Source organism: Pseudomonas sp. B7(2017) (assembly GCF_002112745.1).
GTDB lineage: Bacteria > Pseudomonadota > Gammaproteobacteria > Pseudomonadales > Pseudomonadaceae > Aquipseudomonas > Aquipseudomonas ekonensis.
The window spans coordinates 17,178-36,957 of record NZ_NEIP01000019.1; the positions used below are offsets into that span (position 1 = coordinate 17,178).

Below are 19,780 nucleotides of genomic sequence, written 5' to 3' on the forward strand. Positions count from 1 at the left end.
AGAGGCCCTTGAAGGCACCGAAAGCCTTACAGCTTGATCAACACCGACTTCAGCTCGGTGTAATGCTCGATCGCCGCGTAGCCCATTTCCCGCCCGACCCCGGACATCTTGTAGCCGCCGAACGGCAGCGCCGGATCCAGCGCGCTGTGGCAGTTGACCCACACCGAACCTGACTTGATCCGCGGAATCATCCGGTGCACCGCCGCCAAGTCGTTCGACCAGATGCTGGCGCCCAGGCCGTAGGGGCTGTCGTTGGCCATGCGCAGTGCGTCGGCTTCGTCATCGAACGGTATCGCCACCAGCACCGGGCCGAAGATTTCCTCCTGCACCAGCGGGTGCTTCTGATCGACGTCGACGATCACCGTCGGCTTGACGAAGAACCCCGGCCCGAACTGCTCGCCGCCGCAGGCGATGGTCGCGCCGCTGTCCCGGCCGGTTTCGATGTAGCGGTAGACCCGCTCCTGCTGGCGGGCGGAAATCAGCGGGCCCATCTCCACGCTCGGGTCGAGGCCGTTGCCCAGTTTCATGGCGTTGGCGATGTCGCTGATGTCGGCCACCACGTTGTCGAAATGCTTGCGCTGCACATACAGGCGCGACCCTGCGCAGCAGACCTGGCCCTGGTTGAAGAAGATCGCGCTGGCTGCGCCGGCGGCTGCGGTCTTGAGGTCGGCGTCGGCCATGACGATGGTCGGCGACTTGCCGCCCAGCTCCAGGGTGACGCGGGTCATCGAGTCCATGGCGATCTTGCCGATCTGCTTGCCCACGGCGGTGGAGCCGGTGAAGGTCAGCTTGTCCACCAGTGGGTTGTGGGTCAGGGCTGCGCCTGCGGTGATGCCGGTGCCGGTGACCACGTTGAACACGCCTTCCGGGTATCCGGCCTCCATCACCAGCTCCGCCAGTTTCAGGGCGGTCAGCGGGGTTTCGTCGGCGGGTTTGAGCACCACGGTGCAGCCGGTGGCCAGGGCCGGGCCGAGTTTCCAGCAGGCCAGCAGCAGCGGGAAGTTCCAGGCGACGATGGCGCCGACCACGCCCACCGCTTCGCGGCGGATGAAGCTGTGGAACTGGTCGCCGGGCATCAACGGCAGCGACACGTCGACGCTGGTGCCTTCGATCTTGGTCGCCCAACCGGCCATGTAGCGCAGGAAGTCGATGGCCAACTGCACATCCATCACCTGCGCGACCGCCGCGCTCTTGCCGTTGTTCAGGCATTCCAGCTGGGCCAGCAGTTCGGCGTCGCGCTGCATCAGGTCGGCGAGTTTCCACAAAAGGTTCTGCCGCTCCCGGGGGCGGGTGCGGCTCCAGGCCGAATCGTCAAAGGCCTGCCGGGCGGCCAGCACGGCACGGTCGACGTCTTCCGGCGTGGCCCGGGGCACCACGCACAGCACCTCGCCGGTGGCCGGGTTGTGCAGGGGCATGGTCTGGCCGTCGGCGGCTTCGGTCCAGTCGCCGCCAATCAGCATGCGCGGCGGACGCTGGATGAAGGCCGAGGTGGCGGGAAGCAGATACGGCAGGGGCATGGCGAGAACCTCTTGTTGTTCGATGGGATCGGGAGGGGGGCTTTCGCAATAGCCGTCGCAATGGCCGTGCCAAGGGCTGAAAGCGGGCGTGGCTGTGCGCTGGCGCGGAGCAGGACGGGCTAGAAGGAGGGGATTTGTCGCAAAACGCGACAGTCGGTGAGATGCCGGATACGGGGCGCCGCCGTTCAGGCTGGGCCGGAACCCGCTGGGCATGATCGGTCGAGGGCGCGATTGTGTGTCCGAGTGTTGAATCCGGCTGGTGGATTCAAGGGGCCGACGCTACCTTTCGTCTCCATGAACGTTTCGCAGGCGGCATGGGGGGCGGATTCCCGATTGCCGTCATGCGGTGAACCCTGCCACGGAGTTGGCGGGAGAATGTCTGGCAAGGATGTCGATGAACAACAAAACCATTCGATGGATGACCAACCTGCTGTTGTGCATCGGTACGGGATTCATGGTGACGGGGGCCGCGGCTTTGTTGATCGGCGACGTGGTCGAGGCTGAAGAGGTTCGTACGGGGGCCTCGATGGCTGTCGTCAGCTTCTTTGTGATCGTTGCGTCCTATGTGGTCGCGGTACTTGAGGAGGATTTATGACGGTTCTGATCTTGTCCTTGTGGTCGCTTGGCATTCTTTTGCTGATCGCCTTTGCGGTCTACAGGGATCTGCGTATGTCCCCACCGGCCAACCGGAGGCAGCGCCAAAGAGACAGGAAGCAGGCAAGCGGGGCGGTTCCGGCAGAGCAAGGGCTCGCCTGTCGCGAGCCGGGCGCACGGTACGAGGTGCATCCAGACAAGCCTGTTCGCTAGCGCCTGGTAAGGATCGAACGCGCCCGGAACGGGTGAAGGCCGATTCCGGGCAGGCACAACGAAGGACAATCAGGTGCCAGAGGGCTCTTGGCGGAATATTCAGCAGGCGACTTGGCGGGAGATCTCTTGGTAGGTGTCGCTGTCGGCGGCGATCAGCAGGCGGCGCCGGTCCTTGAGGGTCGCCAGGAACGTCACTTCGGTCTCGTGGCCGGCGAGCATGAACCCGGCGATGGCGCCGATGGGGCCCAGCAGCATGGCCCCGGCCACGCCGTAGCCGATGGCGTCCTTGAAGTTGCTGATCGACTCCTCGTTGGCGACTTCGAGGGTCTTGATCGATGAGAGCGGCAGGGTAAGGCCCGGCCATGGGTGCAACGTTGTCCTGAGCGTAAGGCTTCCGTCCCGGTACACGCCGTCACCTTGCAGAAAATCCCCCGCCAGGACCGTGATGTTTGCCATGACGCATCTCCCTGTCAGCACTGGGTGAACAACCATTTCGCGCCGGGACGGGGGGTACGTCAATCGCCGGGCGATGAACTGCCCTGTGACCGGTTGCCGCTGATCGGGCGCGCACGTACGGCCTGCCAGCCGGACGTCCGCGCCGTCAGCGGCGGTTATTGGGCGAAGACTTTGTGTCCGCCCTTCCAGGTTTCCCTCACGGTGATTTCACGGATCTTGCTGGCCGGGACTTTTTCGTCGAGCGGATCGTCGTCCAAGATCACGAAATCGGCGAAATGCCCGTCCTTCAGCGAGCCGGCCCACTGGTCGGCATGGCACTGCCAGGCCGCGTCGTAGGTGATGGCTTTCAGTGCCTGCTGCCGGGTCAGGCACTGGCCTTCGTTGAGCACCGGCTGGCGGGCGGCGTCTGTGACGAACTTGCCGTTCTCACGCTTGCCTTCCATTTTGCGGGTGACGGCCTGTTCCATGGAGCGCAGCGGGCCCAGCGGCGTGACGGTGCAGTCGCTGTGCAGCGAGATGCGCAGGCCCCGGTCCAGGGCGTCCTGGCACAGGTCGAGCATGCGCGTGGCCTTGTCTTCGAAAATGGCGTTCTCGAACGCGTAGCCCCAGTAGCCGACGTGGCCGATCAGGAAGCTTGGGGAAATGCCCACGCTCTGCAACTGATCCAGGGTGCGCGGGGTGAGCAGCGAGCAGTGTTCGATGCGGTGACGCTTGTCCAGGCCGCTCTTGCCCTTCAGCGCGGTCTTGTAGGCCTGCAGCGTGAACTCGATGGCCCGGTCGCCGTTGGCGTGGATCATCAGCGGCCAGCCGGTGGCTACGGCGTTGTTGAGGGTGGTCTGGTAGGCGTCGGGGAGAGCTTGCGGGGTCGTGTTGTCCGGGCCCGGGTCGCAGAAGTTGAAGTTGCCCACCGGCCGGTCGGTTTTGCAGCAGTACGGTGTGGCCTGATAACCGGTCAGCCCTTGGTTGGAGCCATCCGACACCAGTTTCACCGAGCCTTGGTAGAAGTGCCGGGCGGCTTCCTTGGTCACCGGCTTGTACGGTGGGATGTGGCTGAAGTCCACGCCGTTGCAGGAGGCCGCATAGCCGATGCGCAGGTTGCGCGGGTGGGTCAGGCCGTAGGCTTCCAGGATCAGTTTGGAGGTCGGGTCCACCATCGCGTCATACAGCAGCGTGATGCCGCGGCTGGACGCCGTGTGGAAGTAGTCCTTCATGTACTTGAAGATGTTCACCACGTCCAGCGCCTGCACCAGCGGGATCGACAGGAGGGCGGGCGTGATGCCGGCCTCTTCCTGCAGGTTGCCCTTGGTCACCGACAGGAAATTCTCAAAGGTCTTGTAGGTGTCGCGCAGCGCCTGGCTGGCCTTGTCCTGATGGTGATACACCACGTCGCAGGCGGCGGTGTTGAGGTAGACGGTGTGCATGGAGGCGCTGATCAGCAGCAGCGGCCGGTCGGACACGATGCTGTCCAGGTTGCCGGTGGTGTCGGCGTCCTTGGCGAAATCGGCCTTGCAGTAGAACGCGGTGAGCGTGTTCAGCACGCCCGGCTGCCCGGATTCGGTGAACGGCATCAGCGCGGGGTCGACCATGCGCCCCAGGAACCAGCGCGATCGATCGGCGAAATCCGCTGTGCCGAGCCTGTCCTGGATCCTTGCCTTGAGCCAGGCCCAGTCATAGGGATCTTTGAGCTTCTGGGTTTTCTCCTCGATCGGCCCCAGATCCTCCCAGCCTTCCATGACGCAGGACTGCACGATGTGCGCGTGCGGTTCGATGAGGCCCGGCAGCAGGGTCTTGCCGCCCAGCGAGCGGGTCTGGTAACGGATGCCCCGGGCTTTCATGCGGGCCTCCACCTCGGCCAGGCTGCCCGAGGCGACCACGTCGCCGCCGTGGATGCCCAGCGCTTCGACCCGTTGGGTCATGTTGCCGTCAATCAAGGGGTAGATGGTGCCGCCGGTGAAGACCAGCGATTCGCTGCCGGGCTCCGGCAGCAGCCCGGCGGCCTTGCCGGCGAAGGCCTTGAGGTCGACGGTGTGCTTGAGTGCGTTCCATACCGGGTTTTCGCAGCCGCAATGGGTGCAGCCGTGACCCTTTCCATGTGATCCCATGATCCATTCCTCAGGTTTTCGGTGGTGTGAGGCGTGACGCACTGGCTGTGCGAACAGCAAGCGTAGCAGGCACTTTGATATCGGGGTGTCAGTCGTCGGTCGCGGCGCCGCAGACGTGGCCGTTGTGCTTGTCTCACACTGCAACAGCTGTCGCGAAATGGGACGCGCGGGCCCGTCGCCGGCAGGGTACGGACGCTGCGGTGTGCACGTAACTGCTTGATCGCAAAGCCTGTCCGCAAGCTGGCACGCTCTGTGTATTGCTCAGCTCAGACGTTTCGCTTGCCTCCGTCCGCGCAGCGCCGCCGACGGCGAAACCATAAGAACGACAAGCCACAACAATAAGAAAGCACCGTGCGAGGTTCGACGTTGATGAAGAGAAGACTCCGATCAGGCATGGGCGCCAGCCTGCTGGCCGTGGCCGCTTGCGTGGCCCTGCATTCGCCGCACAGCCTGGCAGCCCGCGACGCCCAGACCATCCTCAGGGAAACCTGCCAGGGCTGCCACACCCCCGAAACCGGCGACAAACTGAGCCGCATCAGCCACCAGCGCAAGACCCCGGAAGGCTGGCTGATGAGCATCGCCCGCATGCAGACCATGCACGGCCTGCAGATCAGCGACGAGGACCGGCGCACGCTGGTCAAGTACCTGGCCGACACCCAGGGCCTGGCGCCCAGCGAAACCGACGGCGTGCGCTATGCGCTGGAGCGGCGGCTCAACACCGTCGAGCAGTTCGACGAAAAGACCGCGCAGATGTGCGGCCGCTGCCACTCCGGCGCGCGCGTGGCCCTGCAACGGCGCCCGGCCCAGGAATGGGAGCGGCTGGTGAACTTCCACCTGGGCCAATGGCCGTCGCTGGAGTACCAGGCGCTGGCGCGTGACCGCGACTGGTTCGACATCGCCCGCAAAGAGATGGTGCCGCTGCTGGCCAAGCGTTATGCGCTGGACAATCCGGCGTGGCAGGCCTGGCTCAAGACCGCACCCAAGGCTGCGGCGCTGGCGGGGGACTGGAGCTTCAGCGGCCACCTGCCGGGCAAGGGCGAACTGGCCGGGGTGATGAGCGTCACCGCCGACGGCAGCGATACCTTCAAGGTCAGCGTCAAAGGTCAGTACGCCGACGGCAGCCCGTTCAACGGCGACGGCAGCGCCATCCTCTACAGCGGCTACGAATGGCGCGGCAATGTCACCGTCGACGGCGTGACCCTGCGCCAGGTGTTCGCCGCCCAGGGCTCGGCCATGCAAGGCCGGATGTTCGAGGCCGAGCACGATGAGCGGGGCCTGGATTTCGTTGCCGCCAAACAGGGCTCCCAGCGTCTGCTGGCGGTGCAGCCGGGGTATGTGAAGGCCGGCGGCGAGGCCGAAGTGACCCTGATCGGCAGCGGCCTGAACGGCAAGCCGGACTTCGGCAAGGGTGTGCAGGTGCTTGCAGTGCTTGAGCAGGGCGCCGACCGGATCAAGGTCAAGGTCAAGGCGGCGGCCGATGCCCGGCCAGGCCTGCGGGCGGTCAGCGTCGGCGGCCTGAAAGGCCCGAGCCTGGCGGTGTACGGCACGGTCGACTCGGTCAAGGTGGTGCCGGCGTTTTCGGTGGCGCGGATCGGCGAGGGCGGCGGTTCGACGCCGAAAGTCCAAGGCCGTTTCGACGCGGAAGCCTGGGGCAAGGGCGCCGACGGCAAGCCGTACCGCATCGGTGTGTTCCCGGCGCAATGGAAAGTCGAAGCCTTCGACGAGCGCGCCAAGGAGGACGAAGACGTCAAGTTCGCCGGCACCATGCAGGGCGACGCGGGCGTGTTCACACCGGGCGATGCCGGGCCGAACCCGGCGCGCAAGATGTCCACCAACAATGCCGGCAACCTCAAGGTGATCGCCGCCGTCGACGATGCGGGCAAGTCCCTGACCGGCGAAGGTCACCTGATCGTCACCGTGCAGCGCTGGAACAATCCACCCATTCCGTGAGACGGCCTGAACGCACGAGCTTCAGACACTTTTAGGAATGACCGCCGGCCCCGCCAAGCGGGGCCTGCACAGGAGGTTTGCAATGGGCGCCATCTTGAATCTGGTCGAACGCAACCTGCACGAAGTGCACGTCGACGCCGACCGCATGCTGTTCCATATCCCCAGCAGTTCGCTGTTCGCCAGCGATGAACTGACCGGCACCATCATCGATGCGTTGCGCGGTTCCGGCTGCTCCCCGGAAGACCTGGTCCGGCGCCTCGGCGCGCAGTTCGACGGCGAGGCGATCCACGAGACCCTGCGCGAGCTGATCTCGCTGGAGCTGGTCAGCGACGGCTCGCCGCTGACCCCGGACATCGCCGCCAAACGGGTCGAGCGCACGGCCATCAACACCGTGGTGCTCAACGTCAATACCGGCTGCAACCTGAGCTGCACCTACTGCTACAAGGAAGACCTCGACAAGCCGTCCGCCGGCAAGAAGATGGACGTGGAGACCGCCGTCGCCTCGGTGGAAATGCTGCTGCGCGAGTCGCCGGACGAAGAGCGGTACACCGTGGTGTTCTTCGGCGGCGAACCGCTGAGCAACCGCAAACTCATCGAGTACATGGTCGATTACTGCGAAAGGCGTTTCGGCGAGGCCGGCAAGTCGGTGGAATTCGTCATGACCACCAACGCCACGCTGCTCACCGAAGAGACCGTGGACTACCTCAACGCCCACCGCTTCGGCTTGTCGGTGAGCATCGACGGGCCCAAGACCGTACACGACCGCAACCGCATCACCGTGGGCGGGCAGGGCACCTACGACGTGGTGCGGCGCAAGGCGCAGATGCTGCTGTCGCGCTACGACAGCCGCCCGGTCGGCGCCCGGGTGACGCTGACCACCGGTGTCACCGACGTCGAGACCATCTGGGATCACCTGTTCAACGAGCTGGGCTTTGCCGAGGTCGGTTTCGCGCCGGTGACCTCGGGCGACATCAGCAGCTTCAACCTCACCGGCGCCGAGCTGGTCGAGGTGTTCGCCAACATGAAGAAGCTGGGCCGGCGTTACCTGGAGGCGGCGCTGGAGCACCGCAACATCGGCTTCTCCAACCTGCACCAGTTGATCACCGACATCCATGAGGGCCACAAGAAAGCGCTGCCGTGCGGCGCCGGGCTGAAGATGCTGGCGGTCGACCACAAGGGCGAGTTGAACCTGTGCCACCGCTTCACCGGCTCGTCGCTGCCGACGTTCGGCAACGTTCACGGCGGCGTGAAACAGGTGGAACTGAACGACTTCCTGTCCCAGCGCCTGGACCGCACCGGCACCGGTTGCCACGACTGTCGGATCCGCAACCTCTGCTCCGGCGGCTGCTACCACGAGAGCTACGCCCGCTACGGCGATCCGGCCCACCCCACCTATCACTACTGCGAACTGATGCGTGACTGGGTGGACTTCGGCATCGAGGTCTACACCCGGATCATGGCCGTCAACCCTGCGTTCATCAGCCGCTACATCACTCCGCGCAAGGCTCACTGACATGAAACATCTCAAGGCAATCAACAACAAAGCGCAGAAGCTCGATCAAGCCGCGGCCGAGAACCGCATCGAAGAGGTGGTGGCGATGAGTTCCGTCGCCGGCTGCGCCTCGACCACGGACCCGGGCTGGGAAATCGATGCGTTCGGCGGGGTGTCGTCGCTGTGCCAGCCGATGGAGGCGGACCTGTACGGCTGCTCCGACCCGTGCTGGTGGCCGGCCCAGGTGCCGGACATGATGAGCACCTACCCGGACTGGAACAAGGATGCCCAGGCGTCCAACGACAATTGGCGCAACCTCGGCACCGTCTTCCCCAAAGACAAATGATCGGTCAGACAAAGGATTCCAGCATGCACAGCATCAAAGCCTGCGGCCTGGCCGCGTTCGCCGTCCTGAGCGCCTGTTCGCTCAGCGCCCTGGCCGATGAGAACACGGCGTTGCAAGACGGTCACGAATACATGTTGACCACCAACTACCCCAACAACCTGCACGTCATCGACCTGGCCACCGACAGCCTGTTCAAGACCTGCAAGATGCCCGACGCCTTCGGCCCCGGCACCGTGCAGCTGTCGCCGGACCGCAAGACCGCGTACGTGCTGAACAACCATTACGCCGATGTCTACGGCGTGGCGCTGGACACCTGCAAACAGGTGTTCCATGCCAGCATCACCCAGCAGCCGGGGGAAAAGGCGCGTTCGATGTTCGCCTTCACCGTCAGCCACGACGGCAAGGAACTGTACGCCATCGCCAACCCGACGCAGATGCTCAACGACCGCTACGAGGTCAAGCAGCCGCGCCTGGACGTGTACGCGACCGACGCCGGGATGAACGCCAAGCCGGTGCGCAGCTTCCCGGCGCCGCGGCAGCTGACGATCATGCAGAGCGGCGACGACGGCACGCTGTATGTGGCGGGGGCCGATGTATACAAGGTCGACGTGAAGACCGGCAAGTTCGACGTGCTGATCCCCAGCCGCCATTGGAAACGCCCCAACTACAGTGCGCCGGACGTGCTCTATGTGTGGAACCAGCAGACCTACCGGCATGATTTCTCGCTGCTCTACACGGCGGCGAAGTTCAAGGACAAGAAGCAGGATCCGGCCACGGCCGACTACCTGTACGGCCTGTTCAGCGTCGACCTGAAGACCGGCAAGACCGAAACCACGGACTTCGGCCCGTTGACCGAGATCTACTTCAGCGGCATGCGCTCGCCCAAGGATCCGAACCTGATGTTCGGCGTGCTCAATCGCCTGGCCAAGTACGACATCAAGCAGAAGAAGCTGATCCAGGCGGCGAACCTGGATCACTCCTACTACTGCATTTCGTTCAACAAGGACGGCAGCAAGATCTACCTGGCCGGCACCTTCAACGACGTGGCGATCTTCGATGCCGAGACCCTGAAGCAGACCGGCAGCATCAAGCTGCCGGGCGGGGACATGGCGATCACCACGGCGCAGGTGTTTGTCCGGTAAGGGGCGGCGTCTTCGCTGACGCCATCGCCAGCAGGCGGGCTCCCACAGGGAATCGAGGTGTTCACGCATTCTCTGTGGGGGCCGCTGTTTCATTCGCGCCGCCGACCTTGTGCGAGCGGGCTTGCCCCGGGCGGCGATCCGACGATGAGGCCATCAGGGCCAGACGAGCATCAAGCGCCCGGCACCGGGCAGCCCAGGTCCCCTTCCTCGCATTTCAGGTACTGCTTGAGCGCCTCGGTCCGCGCCTTGGTCACCGAGGTGATGCAGTTGTTGTAGATCAACGGATAGACGCTCCCGCCCGTCACCCCGGACGCCGAGAACTTGCATTCGGCATCGCGGAAGCCGATCCACGCCCGTTGGGCGCCCACCAGCAGCTTCTTGCCGTCGGGGTTGTCCTTCAGGCGCGCGGTGATCTGCTGGTAGACCGCGTTCAGTTCCTTGTCCGCCGCTTTGTTTTCCTGCGCTGCGCACTGGTTCATGGTCGACTGGTCGCTGGCGTTGGCGCAATCGGCGGCCGCGTGGGCGAGCGGGGTGAAAAGCAGCGGCGCAAGGGCCAGGAGCAGGCGTGGTGACATGGATTTTCTCGTTGTCTGCGTTAAGGGGACTGTGAAGTTTAGTCGCATCGGGTGCGACGTTTGATACAACTTCGCATTGGACATGTGGTCGAACAGGCCTAGTGTTCAAAACAGGAGGTGACGTATGAAACCAGTACCCAATAGCTTTGAACGCAAGATCACGCTCAAGTCGCCGCGCCCCCATGTCTGGCGCGCGCTGGTCGATGCTGAAGCGTTCGGCCAGTGGTTCGGCGTGGCGCTGGAAGGCCGGCGGTTCATCGCCGGCGAATGGACGCAAGGGCAGGTCACGTACCCAGGCTATGAGCACGTGCTGTGGAACGTGCTGGTGGAGCGGGTCGAGCCGCAGCAGCTGTTTTCGTTCCGCTGGCACCCCTATGCGGTGAACCCGAAGATCGACTACTCCCAAGAGCCAACCACGCTGGTCAAGTTCGAACTGCAGGACTACGAGAACGGCACGCTGCTGAAGGTGTCCGAGTCGGGCTTTGCGCACATCCCCGACGTGCGCCAGAAGGAGGCCTACTACATGGACAGCCGTGGCTGGGAAGAGCAGTTGAGCCGGTTGGAGCATTTCCTGACCGAGAGCGAACGGGCCCGCGAGCGTGAAGGTGGCTGAGCGCGACGTGTTCGGGCCGTGGCTGCAGCGCTGGGCGCTGGTGCCGGACGGCGAGCCGGTCATCACCCTCGGCAGCCGCCTGCTGCCGGTGCGTCAGGGCGATGCTCCGGCGATGCTCAAGGTCGCCGTGGACGCCGAAGAGAAATTCGGCAACCTGCTGATGACCTGGTGGGACGGCGAGGGCGCAGCGCGGGTGATCGCCCATCACGGCGACGGCCTGCTGCTGGAACGGGCCATGGGCCGCCGTTCGCTGATGCGCATGGCGCTCAACGGCGAGGACGACAAGGCCAGCCGGATCCTCTGTTCGGCGTTGGCGCGCCTGCATGCCCCGCGTCCGTCGCCGCCTCCGCCGCTGGTGGAGCTGGCGCCGTGGTTCGCCTCCCTGCGCCTGGCGGCCGAGCGCCACGGCGGGCCTTACGTGAAGAGCCTGCGCACCGCCGAAGCCCTGCTTGCCGAGCCGCAGGACGTGGTGGTGCTGCACGGCGACATGCACCACGACAACGTGCTCGATTTCGGGCCGCGGGGCTGGCTGGCCATCGATCCCAAGCGGGTGCGCGGCGAGCGTGGATACGACTACGCCAACCTGATCTGCAACCCCGAACTGCCGACGGCGGGCGATCCCGGACGCTTCCGCCGGCAGGTCGAGGTGATCGCCGAAGCGGCGGGGCTGGAACGCCGGCGGCTGCTGCAATGGGTGTTGGCGTTCGCCGGCCTGTCGGCCGCGTGGTTCCTGGAGGATGACGACCGCCAAGCCGCTGCCGGGCAGTTGCAAGTCGCACAGTTGGCGGCTTCGGCGCTTGAAGCCTGACAGGCGTAGGGGATTTCGGAAGGGGTGCTATAGCGAATGTCTTACACGCACTGGTAGCTTTTTCGACTTTTCCAGATTGGATCCGATGCGTAATCTAGCCACATCAACTGAAGCACAGGGAGTGTTTCAGGATCATGGATGATCGACCATGAGCAAGGATCGCTGCCGACAGGGAGTCGATAATGGTCTTGGGAAAAACCCGCTTCGGCGGGTTTTTTTTCGTCTGCAGGAAAGTGCCCTTGTGGCAAGGGATCTTGGTCCGGTTGGCGCGCGCAGCGGGCCAATAAAGCAGGCCCGCTGCGCAGTCCGACGGGCATGCGCCCCTCAGGACGCGATCAACTGCCGCAGCACGTAATGCAGGATCCCGCCGGACTTGAAGTACTCCACCTCGTTCAGGGTGTCGATGCGGCACAGCACCTCGACCTTCTCCTGACGCCCGTCCTCCCGGGTGATCACCAGCGTCAGGTTCATCCGCGGCGTCAGTTCCGCGCCGCTCAGGCCCTGGATGTCCAGGGTTTCCCGACCGGTGAGGTTCAGGCTCTTGCGGTTCTGATCCAGCTTGAACTGCAACGGCAATACGCCCATGCCCACCAGGTTGGAGCGGTGGATGCGTTCGAAGCTCTCGGCGATCACGGCCTTCACGCCCAACAGATTGGTGCCCTTGGCTGCCCAGTCACGGCTGGAGCCTGTGCCGTACTCTTGGCCGGCGATCACCACCAGCGGCGTGCCCGACGCCTGATAGCGCATCGCCGCGTCGTAGATCGCCAGTTTTTCGCCGGTGGGGATGTACAGCGTGTTGCCGCCTTCCTCGCCGCCGAGCATTTCATTGCGGATCCGGATGTTGGCGAAGGTGCCGCGCATCATCACTTCGTGGTTGCCCCGGCGAGAGCCGTAGGAGTTGAAGTCCCGCGGCTCCACGCCCAGCTCGCGCAGGTAACGCCCGGCCGGGCTGTCGGCCTTGATGTTGCCGGCAGGGGAGATGTGGTCGGTGGTCACCGAATCGCCCAGCAGCGCCAGGATCCGCGCGCCCCGGACATCGCCGATCGCCGGCAGGGGTCCTGCGACGTCGTCGAAGAACGGCGGGTGCTGGATGTAGGTCGAGTCCGCCTGCCAGACGTAGGTCGCGGCCTGCGGGACCTGGATGGCTTGCCACTGCTCGTCGCCGGCGAACACCTCGGCGTACTCCTTATGGAACATCGCGGTGTTGACCTGGTTCACCGCGTCGGCGATCTCCTGGCTGCTGGGCCAGATGTCGCGCAGGTACACCGGCCGGCCTTGCGCGTCTTCGCCCAGCGGCTCGCGGCTGATGTCGGTGCGCACGCTGCCGGCCAGGGCATAGGCGACCACCAGCGGCGGCGAGGCCAGCCAGTTGGTCTTCACCAGCGGATGCACACGGCCCTCGAAGTTGCGGTTGCCGGACAGCACCGACGCCACGGTCAGGTCGGCCTGCTGGATGGCTTTTTCGATCGGCTCCGGCAGCGGTCCCGAGTTGCCGATGCACGTGGTGCAGCCATAGCCGACCAACGAGAAGCCGAGCTGGTCGAGGTACTTCGTCAGTCCCGCCGCCCGGTAATAGTCGGTGACCACCTTGGAACCCGGCGCCAGCGAACTCTTGACCCACGGCTTGCGGGTAAGGCCCTTTTCCACGGCTTTTTTCGCCAGCAGGCCGGCGGCCATCATCACGCTCGGGTTGGAGGTGTTGGTGCAGGAGGTGATCGCGGCGATCACCACCGCACCGTTTTTCAGGCGATAGGTCGTGCCCTCGTACTCGTAGTCGGTTTCGCCGGCCATGTCGGCGTTGCCCACCGCCACACCGCCGCCGCCCTCGCTTTCGAGGCGGCCTTCGTCTTTGCTGGCGGGCTTGAACTGCAGATCGAGGAAGTCGCTGAACGCCTGGCCGACATCGGGCAGCGCCACCCGGTCCTGCGGCCGTTTGGGACCTGCGAGGCTGGCTTCGACGTTGCCCATGTCCAACGCCAGGCTGTCGGTGAACAGCGGCTCCTGGCCGGGCAGGCGCCACAGGCCCTGGGCCTTGGTGTAGGTCTCGACCAGTTTGACCACCTCGGCGGGGCGGCCGGACAGGCGCAGGTAGTCCAGCGTGACGTCATCGACCGGGAAGAATCCGCATGTGGCGCCGTATTCCGGGGCCATGTTGGCGATGGTCGCACGGTCGGCCAGCGGCAGGTCGGCGAGGCCGTCGCCGTAGAACTCGACGAATTTGCCGACCACGCCTTTCTTGCGCAGCATCTGGGTCACGGTCAGCACCAGGTCGGTGGCGGTGATGCCTTCCTTGAGCTTGCCGGTGAGCTTGAAGCCGATGACCTCCGGGATCAGCATCGACACCGGCTGGCCGAGCATCGCCGCTTCCGCCTCGATCCCGCCGACGCCCCAGCCGAGCACGCCCAGACCGTTGATCATGGTGGTGTGGGAGTCGGTGCCGACCAGCGTGTCCGGGAAGGCATACGTGCGGCCGTCCTCGTCCCGGGTCCACACCGTGCGTCCCAGGTATTCGAGATTGACCTGGTGGCAGATCCCGGTGCCCGGCGGCACCACGCTGAAGTTGTCGAAGGCGCTCTGGCCCCAGCGCAGGAACGCATAGCGTTCGCCGTTGCGCTGCATTTCGATGTCGACGTTCTGTTCGAAGGCGCTGGCGGTGGCGAACTTGTCCACCATCACCGAGTGGTCGATCACCAGGTCCACCGGCGACAGCGGATTGATCCGCTGCGGGTCGCCGCCGGCCTTGGCCACGGCGGCGCGCATCGCCGCCAGGTCGACCACGGCGGGTACGCCGGTGAAGTCCTGCATCAGCACACGGGCAGGGCGGTACTGGATCTCACGGTCGGAGCGGCGCCCCTTGAGCCAGGCGGCGATCGCCTTGAGGTCGGCGCCGGTGACGGTCTTGCCGTCCTCCCAGCGCAGCAGGTTTTCCAGCAGCACCTTGAGCGACATCGGCAGCCTGTCGATGTCGCCCAGGCTTTTGGCGGCCTCCGGCAGGCTGAAATAGTGATAGGTCTTGCTGTCGACCGGCAGGGTCTTGAGGGTGTTCAGGCTATCGAGGGACGGCATTGCGATCACTCCTTTGAATCCGCACGGCTACGGATTGAGGGGACGAACTGAGCTTTAAACCTAGCCCCGTTTCCGGTAGCTGGCTAATCACTCGACTCTATAGACAGAACCAAGGTTCCGAACTCGGCTATCATGCGCCGGTTTTCGTGACAGGCTTTGCTACAGGGCAAGTTTGCGCATCGACCCATTGCCAGTTGCCCAGGAGATTCAATGAACACCCTATTCATGCACTGCCGGCCAGGCTTCGAAGGCGAAGTCTGCTCCGAGATTTCCGACCTCGCCGCCCGGCTGAACGTGGCCGGCTACGCCAAGGCCAAGCCGTCCAGCGCCTGCGCCGAGTTCGTGTGCAGCGAAGCCGACGGCGCCGAGCGGCTGATGCGTGGCCAGCGCTTCGCCGAATTGATCTTCCCGCGCCAATGGGCCCGCGGTGTCTTCATCGATCTGCCGGAAACCGACCGCATCAGCGTGATCCTCGCCCATATGGCCGAGTTTCCGGTGTGCGGCAGCCTGTGGCTGGAAGTGCTCGACACCAACGACGGCAAGGAGCTGTCGAACTTCTGCAAGAAATTCGAGGCCCCTCTGCGCAAGGCGCTGACCGGCGCCGGCAAGCTGGTGGACGACGCCGGCAAGCCGCGCCTGCTGCTGACCTTCAAGAGCGGCCGCGAAGTGTTCCTCGGCCTGGCCGACGCCGGCAACTCGGCGATGTGGCCGATGGGCATTCCGCGCCTGAAGTTTCCCCGGGAGGCGCCGAGCCGCTCGACCCTGAAGCTGGAGGAGGCCTGGCACCACTTCATCCCGCGTGACCAATGGGAAGAGCGCCTGCACAGCGACATGACCGGCGTCGACCTGGGTGCCGCGCCGGGCGGCTGGACCTGGCAACTGGTGAACCGGGGCATGCTGGTGACGGCCATCGACAACGGCCCGATGGCGCAAAGCCTGATGGACACCGGCCTGGTGCAGCACCTGATGGCCGACGGCTTCACCTTCAAGCCCAAGCAGCCGGTGGACTGGATGGTCTGCGACATCGTCGAAAAACCGGCCCGCAACGCAGCGATGCTCGAGGAATGGGTCGGCGAGGGCCACTGCCGGGAAGCGGTGGTCAACCTCAAGCTGCCGATGAAGCAGCGCTACGCCGAAGTCAAACGCCTGCTCGAACGCATCGCCGACGGTTTCAAGGCCCGGGGCGTCAAGGTCGACATCGGCTGCAAGCAGCTGTACCACGACCGCGAGGAAGTCACCTGCCACTTGCGCCGGCACGACACGAAAAAGTCCAAATCCCGCGGATGACGGAAATGAACACGGTGGCGAGGGCCTTTGCCGCCCGGCGGGGGGCCGCTCGCTCGCCACGCGCCCGGCAATGCGCGACAATGCCGGCCTGCTTCAGGAGTGAACCATGAGTGAAATGATCGATACCCCGGTGGACGGCACCCTCGACGCCACCGGCCTCAATTGCCCGGAACCGGTGATGATGCTGCACCAGCACATCCGCGACCTGGTGCCCGGCGGCCTGCTCAAGGTGATCGCCACGGATCCCTCGACCCGCCGCGACATCCCCAAGTTCTGCACGTTCCTCGACCACGAACTGGTGGCCCAGCACGAAGAGGCCGGCACCTACCTGTACTGGATCCGCAAGAAGCAAGGCTGAACCCGGTAGGGGCTCAAAACCCACTGTGGGAGCCAGCCTGCTGGCGATGAGGCAGTCGGTTCAACATCAAGTTGACTGACTTGCCGCCATCGCCGGCAGGCGGGCTCCCACAGTTTTTTGTTTCGGCTGAACGGGCCTCAGCCCGCCGGATGGCCGGTGCGAATGCGCTTGCGGGCGCTGCGGATCAGCCGCACCGACAGCATCAGCGCCGCGCAGCTCAGGCCGACGATCAGGCCCTGCCACAGGCCGCTCGGGCCACGGGGCTCGCCGAGCCAGTCGGTCAGGCCCAGGGCGTAACCCACCGGCAGGCCGATGCCCCAGTAGGCGAACAGGGTCAGGATCATCGTCACCCGGGTGTCCTGGTAGCCGCGCAGCGCCCCGGCGGCGGTGACCTGGATCGCGTCGGAGAACTGGAACAGCGCCGAATACACGATCAGCATCGCCGCGATGTGGATCACCGTCGGGTCGGCGGTGTAGATCGCCGCGATCGGCTCGCGCAGCAACAGCATCATGCTCGCCGAGAGGCACGCGTAGGCCAGCGCGCTGCCCATGCCGACCCCGGCGGCGAAGCGCGCCTCACGTGGCTCCCCGCGCCCCAGGGCCTGACCGACCCGCACGGTCACGGCCATCCCCAGCGAATACGGGATCATGAACACCAGCGAGCTGACGTTGAGCGCGATCTGGTGCCCGGCCACCACCGTGGCACCCAGGCTGCCGATCAGCAGGGCGATCACGGCGAAGATGCTCGACTCGGCGAACACGGCGATGCCGATCGGCAGGCCGATGGCCAGCAGACGCTTGATCACGGCCCATTGCGGCCAGTCGAAACGGCTGAACAGTTCGCTGGATTTGTAGGCGGGCGCCCAGCGCTCGTAACCGGCCAGGCCCAGCGCCATCACCCACATCACGATCGCCGTGGCCCAACCGCAGCCGACGCCGCCCATGGCCGGCACGCCGAAATGGCCGTAGATGAACACGTAGTTCAGCGGAATGTTCAGCGCCAGGCCGCACAGGCCCAGCACCATCGCCGGGCGGGTGCGGCCCAGGCCGTCGCTGAAGCAGCGCAGCACATGGTAGAGCGCCACCGCCGGCAGGCCGCTGGCGATGCCGTGCAGGTATTGCATGCAGGGGCCGATCAGCTCCGGATCGACCTTCATCAGGTGCAGGATCGGCTCGGCGCAGACCAGCATCGCGGTCGCCATCAGCCCCACCGCCAGCGCCAGCCACAGCGCCTGGCGCACCAGCGGACCGATTTCGCCGTGGGTGCCGGCGCCGAAGCGCTGGGCGACTTTTGGGGTGGTCGCCAGCAAGGTGCCGGTCATCAGCAGGAACACCGGCACCCAGATCGAGTTGCCCAGGGCCATGGCCGCCAGGTCCCGGGGCCCGACGCGGCCCGCCATCACCGCATCGACGAAGCCCATGGCGGTAGTCGCCAGTTGCGCGATGATGATCGGCAGGGCCAGGCCGAGCAGGCTCTTGAGCTCCAGACGGATCCGGGCGGGGCGGTCGGGGGAAACGGCGGCGGGGCGTTGGGTCACGGAGTTCACAGGCAAAGCGTCCAAGGGTTGATGCGCAGGGCGGCGCATTCTACGCCGCTGACGCATCGGTCAGGAAAAATCCCGTGTTGGGGATTTGTAATCGCGGCATGGGGCGGGAGGGCTCAGGGCGCGCAATGTCCGCTGGCTCATCGCAGTGTCAGCGCCTACACTGCCGATCCGCCCAAGGAGCCCCTGCCATGCTGATTGTCGCCGACGAAAACATCCCGCTGCTCGATGCGTTCTTTGCCGGTTTCGGCGAGATCCGCCGGGTGCCGGGCCGGGCCATCGACCGCGCCACGGTCGAACAGGCCGATGTCCTGCTGGTGCGTTCGGTGACGAACGTCGACCGGGCCCTGCTCGAAGGCAGCCACGTGCGCTTTGTCGGCACGTGCACCATCGGCACCGATCATCTGGATCTCGACTACTTCGCCGAAGCCGGCATCGCCTGGTCCAGCGCCCCCGGCTGCAACGCCCGGGGCGTGGTCGACTACGTGCTCGGCAGCCTGCTGACCCTCGCCGACATCGAAGGCGCGGACCTGAGCCGGCGCACCTATGGCGTGGTGGGCGCCGGCCAAGTCGGCGGGCGTTTGGTCAAGGTGCTCAAAGGCCTGGGCTGGAGCGTGAAGGTCTGCGACCCGCCGCGCCAGGCTGCCGAGGGCGGCGACTATGCAAGCCTCGACGAGATCATCGAGCAGTGCGACGTGATCAGCCTGCACACCCCGTTGACCCGCACCGGCGACGGCGCGACCTGGCACCTGTTCGACCGCGGGCGTCTGCAGCGGCTCAAGCCCGGCGCCTGGCTGATCAACGCGGCCCGCGGCCCGGTGATCGACAACGCCGCACTGCGCGAGGTGCTGCTGGCCCGCGAAGACCTTCAAGCGGTGCTCGACGTCTGGGAGGCCGAGCCCGAGGTGGACTTGGCGCTGGCCGACCTCTGCGTGCTGGCGACGCCGCACATCGCCGGCTACAGCCTCGACGGCAAGCAGCGCGGCACCGCGCAGATCTACCAGGCCTACTGCGACGTCATCGGTCATCCGGCCAGCATCCGTCTCGAAGACTTGTTGCCGGCGCCGTGGCTGACCCAGATGACCCTGCATGCCGACACCGACCCGGCCTGGGCCTTGGCGGCGCTGTGCCGCGGCGTGTACGACCCGCGCCGGGACGATGCGGACTTCCGGCGCAGCCTGGTGGACGATGTCGGCGCGCAGCGGGCGGCGTTCGATGCGTTGCGCAAGGGGTATCCGGTGCGGCGCGAGATCGAAGGGCTCAAGGTCAGGATCGAGGGGGAGTCCCCGGCCCTGCGGCAGATCGTGGCGGCGTTGGGGGCTGTGGCGGTCTGATGAACCGGGGCGGCTTCATCGCCAGCAGGCTGGCTCCCACCGTGTCGGTCTGCGCCGCAACCGATGTGGGAGCCAGGCCGCTGGCGATGGCGTCAGTGAGTGCGTCGCGGCCCTTGGCCGGCAGGCATAAAAAACCCGGCCATCAGGGCCGGGTCAGGAAGACGGTGGCGACATCACTTTTGTTCGGCAGGCTTGACCAATCGCTGATCCAGTTCGCGGCAGGCCTTCTGGATCATCTCTTCGGTGATCGGCACTTCGCGGCCGTCCTCATCGATGATCGAGCAACCCAGAGCTTGACCGGGCTTGGTGCGGATCACTTGAATCTTGTCGTCGCTGCTGTTTTGCAAGGACATGGCCTGTCTCCTCATCAGGTTGTGTGCCTA

The 19,780-nt window shown here is 65.4% G+C and carries 17 protein-coding genes; 10 read left to right on the forward strand and 7 right to left on the reverse strand.

The window, feature by feature from the left end:
- Nucleotides 1-26 precede the first annotated feature (26 nt).
- A complete protein-coding gene (locus CAG29_RS24655; RefSeq protein WP_085584607.1) occupies nucleotides 27-1,517 on the reverse strand; it encodes an aldehyde dehydrogenase in 1,491 nt (496 codons plus the stop codon).
- Nucleotides 1,518-1,911: 394 nt separating this feature from the next.
- Here CAG29_RS24655 and CAG29_RS24660 point away from each other — a divergent pair, with 394 nt between their 5' ends.
- The gene (locus CAG29_RS24660) at nucleotides 1,912-2,112 is read left to right on the forward strand and encodes a hypothetical protein (RefSeq protein WP_085584605.1); all 201 of its coding nucleotides are present in this window, start codon (nucleotides 1,912-1,914) and stop codon (nucleotides 2,110-2,112) included.
- A 311-nt stretch (nucleotides 2,113-2,423) separates the two neighbouring features.
- Here CAG29_RS24660 and CAG29_RS24670 read toward each other — a convergent pair whose 3' ends face one another.
- Both CAG29_RS24670 and CAG29_RS24675 read right to left on the reverse strand, forming a co-directional pair.
- A complete protein-coding gene (locus tag CAG29_RS24670; RefSeq protein WP_085584601.1) occupies nucleotides 2,424-2,780 on the reverse strand; it encodes a hypothetical protein in 357 nt (118 codons plus the stop codon).
- Nucleotides 2,781-2,935: 155 nt separating this feature from the next.
- On the reverse strand, nucleotides 2,936-4,882 hold the full coding sequence (locus tag CAG29_RS24675) for an amidohydrolase (protein WP_085695281.1): 1,947 nt from the start codon (nucleotides 4,880-4,882) through the stop codon (nucleotides 2,936-2,938).
- A gap of 369 nt (nucleotides 4,883-5,251) precedes the next feature.
- On the opposite strand from CAG29_RS24675, the gene peaA reads away from it, so the two are divergent.
- The 4 genes from peaA (at nucleotide 5,252) to peaD (ending at nucleotide 9,812) form a co-directional block, all read left to right on the forward strand.
- Nucleotides 5,252-6,832, forward strand: coding sequence for a quinohemoprotein amine dehydrogenase subunit alpha (gene peaA / locus CAG29_RS24680; protein WP_085695282.1), 1,581 nt, complete (start codon nucleotides 5,252-5,254; stop codon nucleotides 6,830-6,832).
- Between the two features lie 82 nt (nucleotides 6,833-6,914).
- Nucleotides 6,915-8,345, forward strand: a complete 1,431-nt coding sequence (gene peaB / locus CAG29_RS24685; protein ID WP_085630817.1) for a quinohemoprotein amine dehydrogenase maturation protein — start codon at nucleotides 6,915-6,917, stop codon at nucleotides 8,343-8,345.
- 1 nt (nucleotide 8,346) lies between these two features.
- The gene (gene qhpC, locus CAG29_RS24690) at nucleotides 8,347-8,670 is read left to right on the forward strand and encodes a quinohemoprotein amine dehydrogenase subunit gamma (RefSeq protein WP_033061173.1); all 324 of its coding nucleotides are present in this window, start codon (nucleotides 8,347-8,349) and stop codon (nucleotides 8,668-8,670) included.
- 23 nt (nucleotides 8,671-8,693) lie between these two features.
- Nucleotides 8,694-9,812: a quinohemoprotein amine dehydrogenase subunit beta gene (peaD, locus tag CAG29_RS24695; protein WP_085584593.1), complete on the forward strand. Its 1,119-nt coding sequence runs from the start codon at nucleotides 8,694-8,696 to the stop codon at nucleotides 9,810-9,812.
- Nucleotides 9,813-9,982: 170 nt separating this feature from the next.
- On the opposite strand, the gene CAG29_RS24700 is transcribed toward peaD, so the two are convergent.
- Complete coding sequence (locus CAG29_RS24700) at nucleotides 9,983-10,387, reverse strand: lysozyme inhibitor LprI family protein (RefSeq protein ID WP_085695283.1); 405 nt, start codon at nucleotides 10,385-10,387, stop codon at nucleotides 9,983-9,985.
- 124 nt (nucleotides 10,388-10,511) lie between these two features.
- On the opposite strand from CAG29_RS24700, the gene CAG29_RS24705 reads away from it, so the two are divergent.
- Together CAG29_RS24705 and CAG29_RS24710 are read left to right on the forward strand one after the other, a co-directional pair.
- Nucleotides 10,512-11,000, forward strand: coding sequence for an SRPBCC family protein (locus tag CAG29_RS24705; RefSeq protein ID WP_085584589.1), 489 nt, complete (start codon nucleotides 10,512-10,514; stop codon nucleotides 10,998-11,000).
- Entirely contained in the window at nucleotides 10,993-11,808 is an 816-nt protein-coding gene (locus tag CAG29_RS24710) for an aminoglycoside phosphotransferase family protein (protein ID WP_085695295.1), read from the forward strand. The genes CAG29_RS24705 and CAG29_RS24710 overlap by 8 nt, the downstream gene beginning before the upstream one ends.
- Nucleotides 11,809-12,132: 324 nt before the next feature.
- Here the strand turns inward: CAG29_RS24710 and acnA are convergent, their stop codons facing one another.
- The gene (acnA, locus tag CAG29_RS24715; RefSeq protein WP_085695284.1) at nucleotides 12,133-14,874 is read right to left on the reverse strand and encodes an aconitate hydratase AcnA; all 2,742 of its coding nucleotides are present in this window, start codon (nucleotides 14,872-14,874) and stop codon (nucleotides 12,133-12,135) included.
- Nucleotides 14,875-15,084: 210 nt separating this feature from the next.
- Here acnA and rlmM point away from each other — a divergent pair, with 210 nt between their 5' ends.
- Both rlmM and tusA read left to right on the forward strand, forming a co-directional pair.
- Nucleotides 15,085-16,161 (forward strand): 23S rRNA (cytidine(2498)-2'-O)-methyltransferase RlmM, encoded by a 1,077-nt coding sequence (gene rlmM, locus CAG29_RS24720; protein ID WP_085584585.1) that lies wholly within the window; start codon nucleotides 15,085-15,087, stop codon nucleotides 16,159-16,161.
- A gap of 106 nt (nucleotides 16,162-16,267) precedes the next feature.
- A complete protein-coding gene (gene tusA / locus CAG29_RS24725; RefSeq protein ID WP_085584583.1) occupies nucleotides 16,268-16,519 on the forward strand; it encodes a sulfurtransferase TusA in 252 nt (83 codons plus the stop codon).
- Nucleotides 16,520-16,656: 137 nt separating this feature from the next.
- On the opposite strand, the gene CAG29_RS24730 is transcribed toward tusA, so the two are convergent.
- Nucleotides 16,657-18,066 carry an MATE family efflux transporter gene (locus CAG29_RS24730; RefSeq protein ID WP_085695285.1) on the reverse strand — a complete coding sequence of 470 codons (1,410 nt, stop codon included), beginning with the start codon at nucleotides 18,064-18,066 and terminating at the stop codon, nucleotides 16,657-16,659.
- Nucleotides 18,067-18,254: 188 nt separating this feature from the next.
- On the opposite strand from CAG29_RS24730, the gene pdxB reads away from it, so the two are divergent.
- Complete coding sequence (gene pdxB, locus CAG29_RS24735; protein WP_085695286.1) at nucleotides 18,255-19,397, forward strand: 4-phosphoerythronate dehydrogenase PdxB; 1,143 nt, start codon at nucleotides 18,255-18,257, stop codon at nucleotides 19,395-19,397.
- 173 nt (nucleotides 19,398-19,570) lie between these two features.
- Here the strand turns inward: pdxB and CAG29_RS24740 are convergent, their stop codons facing one another.
- A complete protein-coding gene (locus CAG29_RS24740) occupies nucleotides 19,571-19,750 on the reverse strand; it encodes a PA1571 family protein (RefSeq protein ID WP_085584577.1) in 180 nt (59 codons plus the stop codon).
- Between the last annotated feature and the right edge of the window lie 30 nt (nucleotides 19,751-19,780).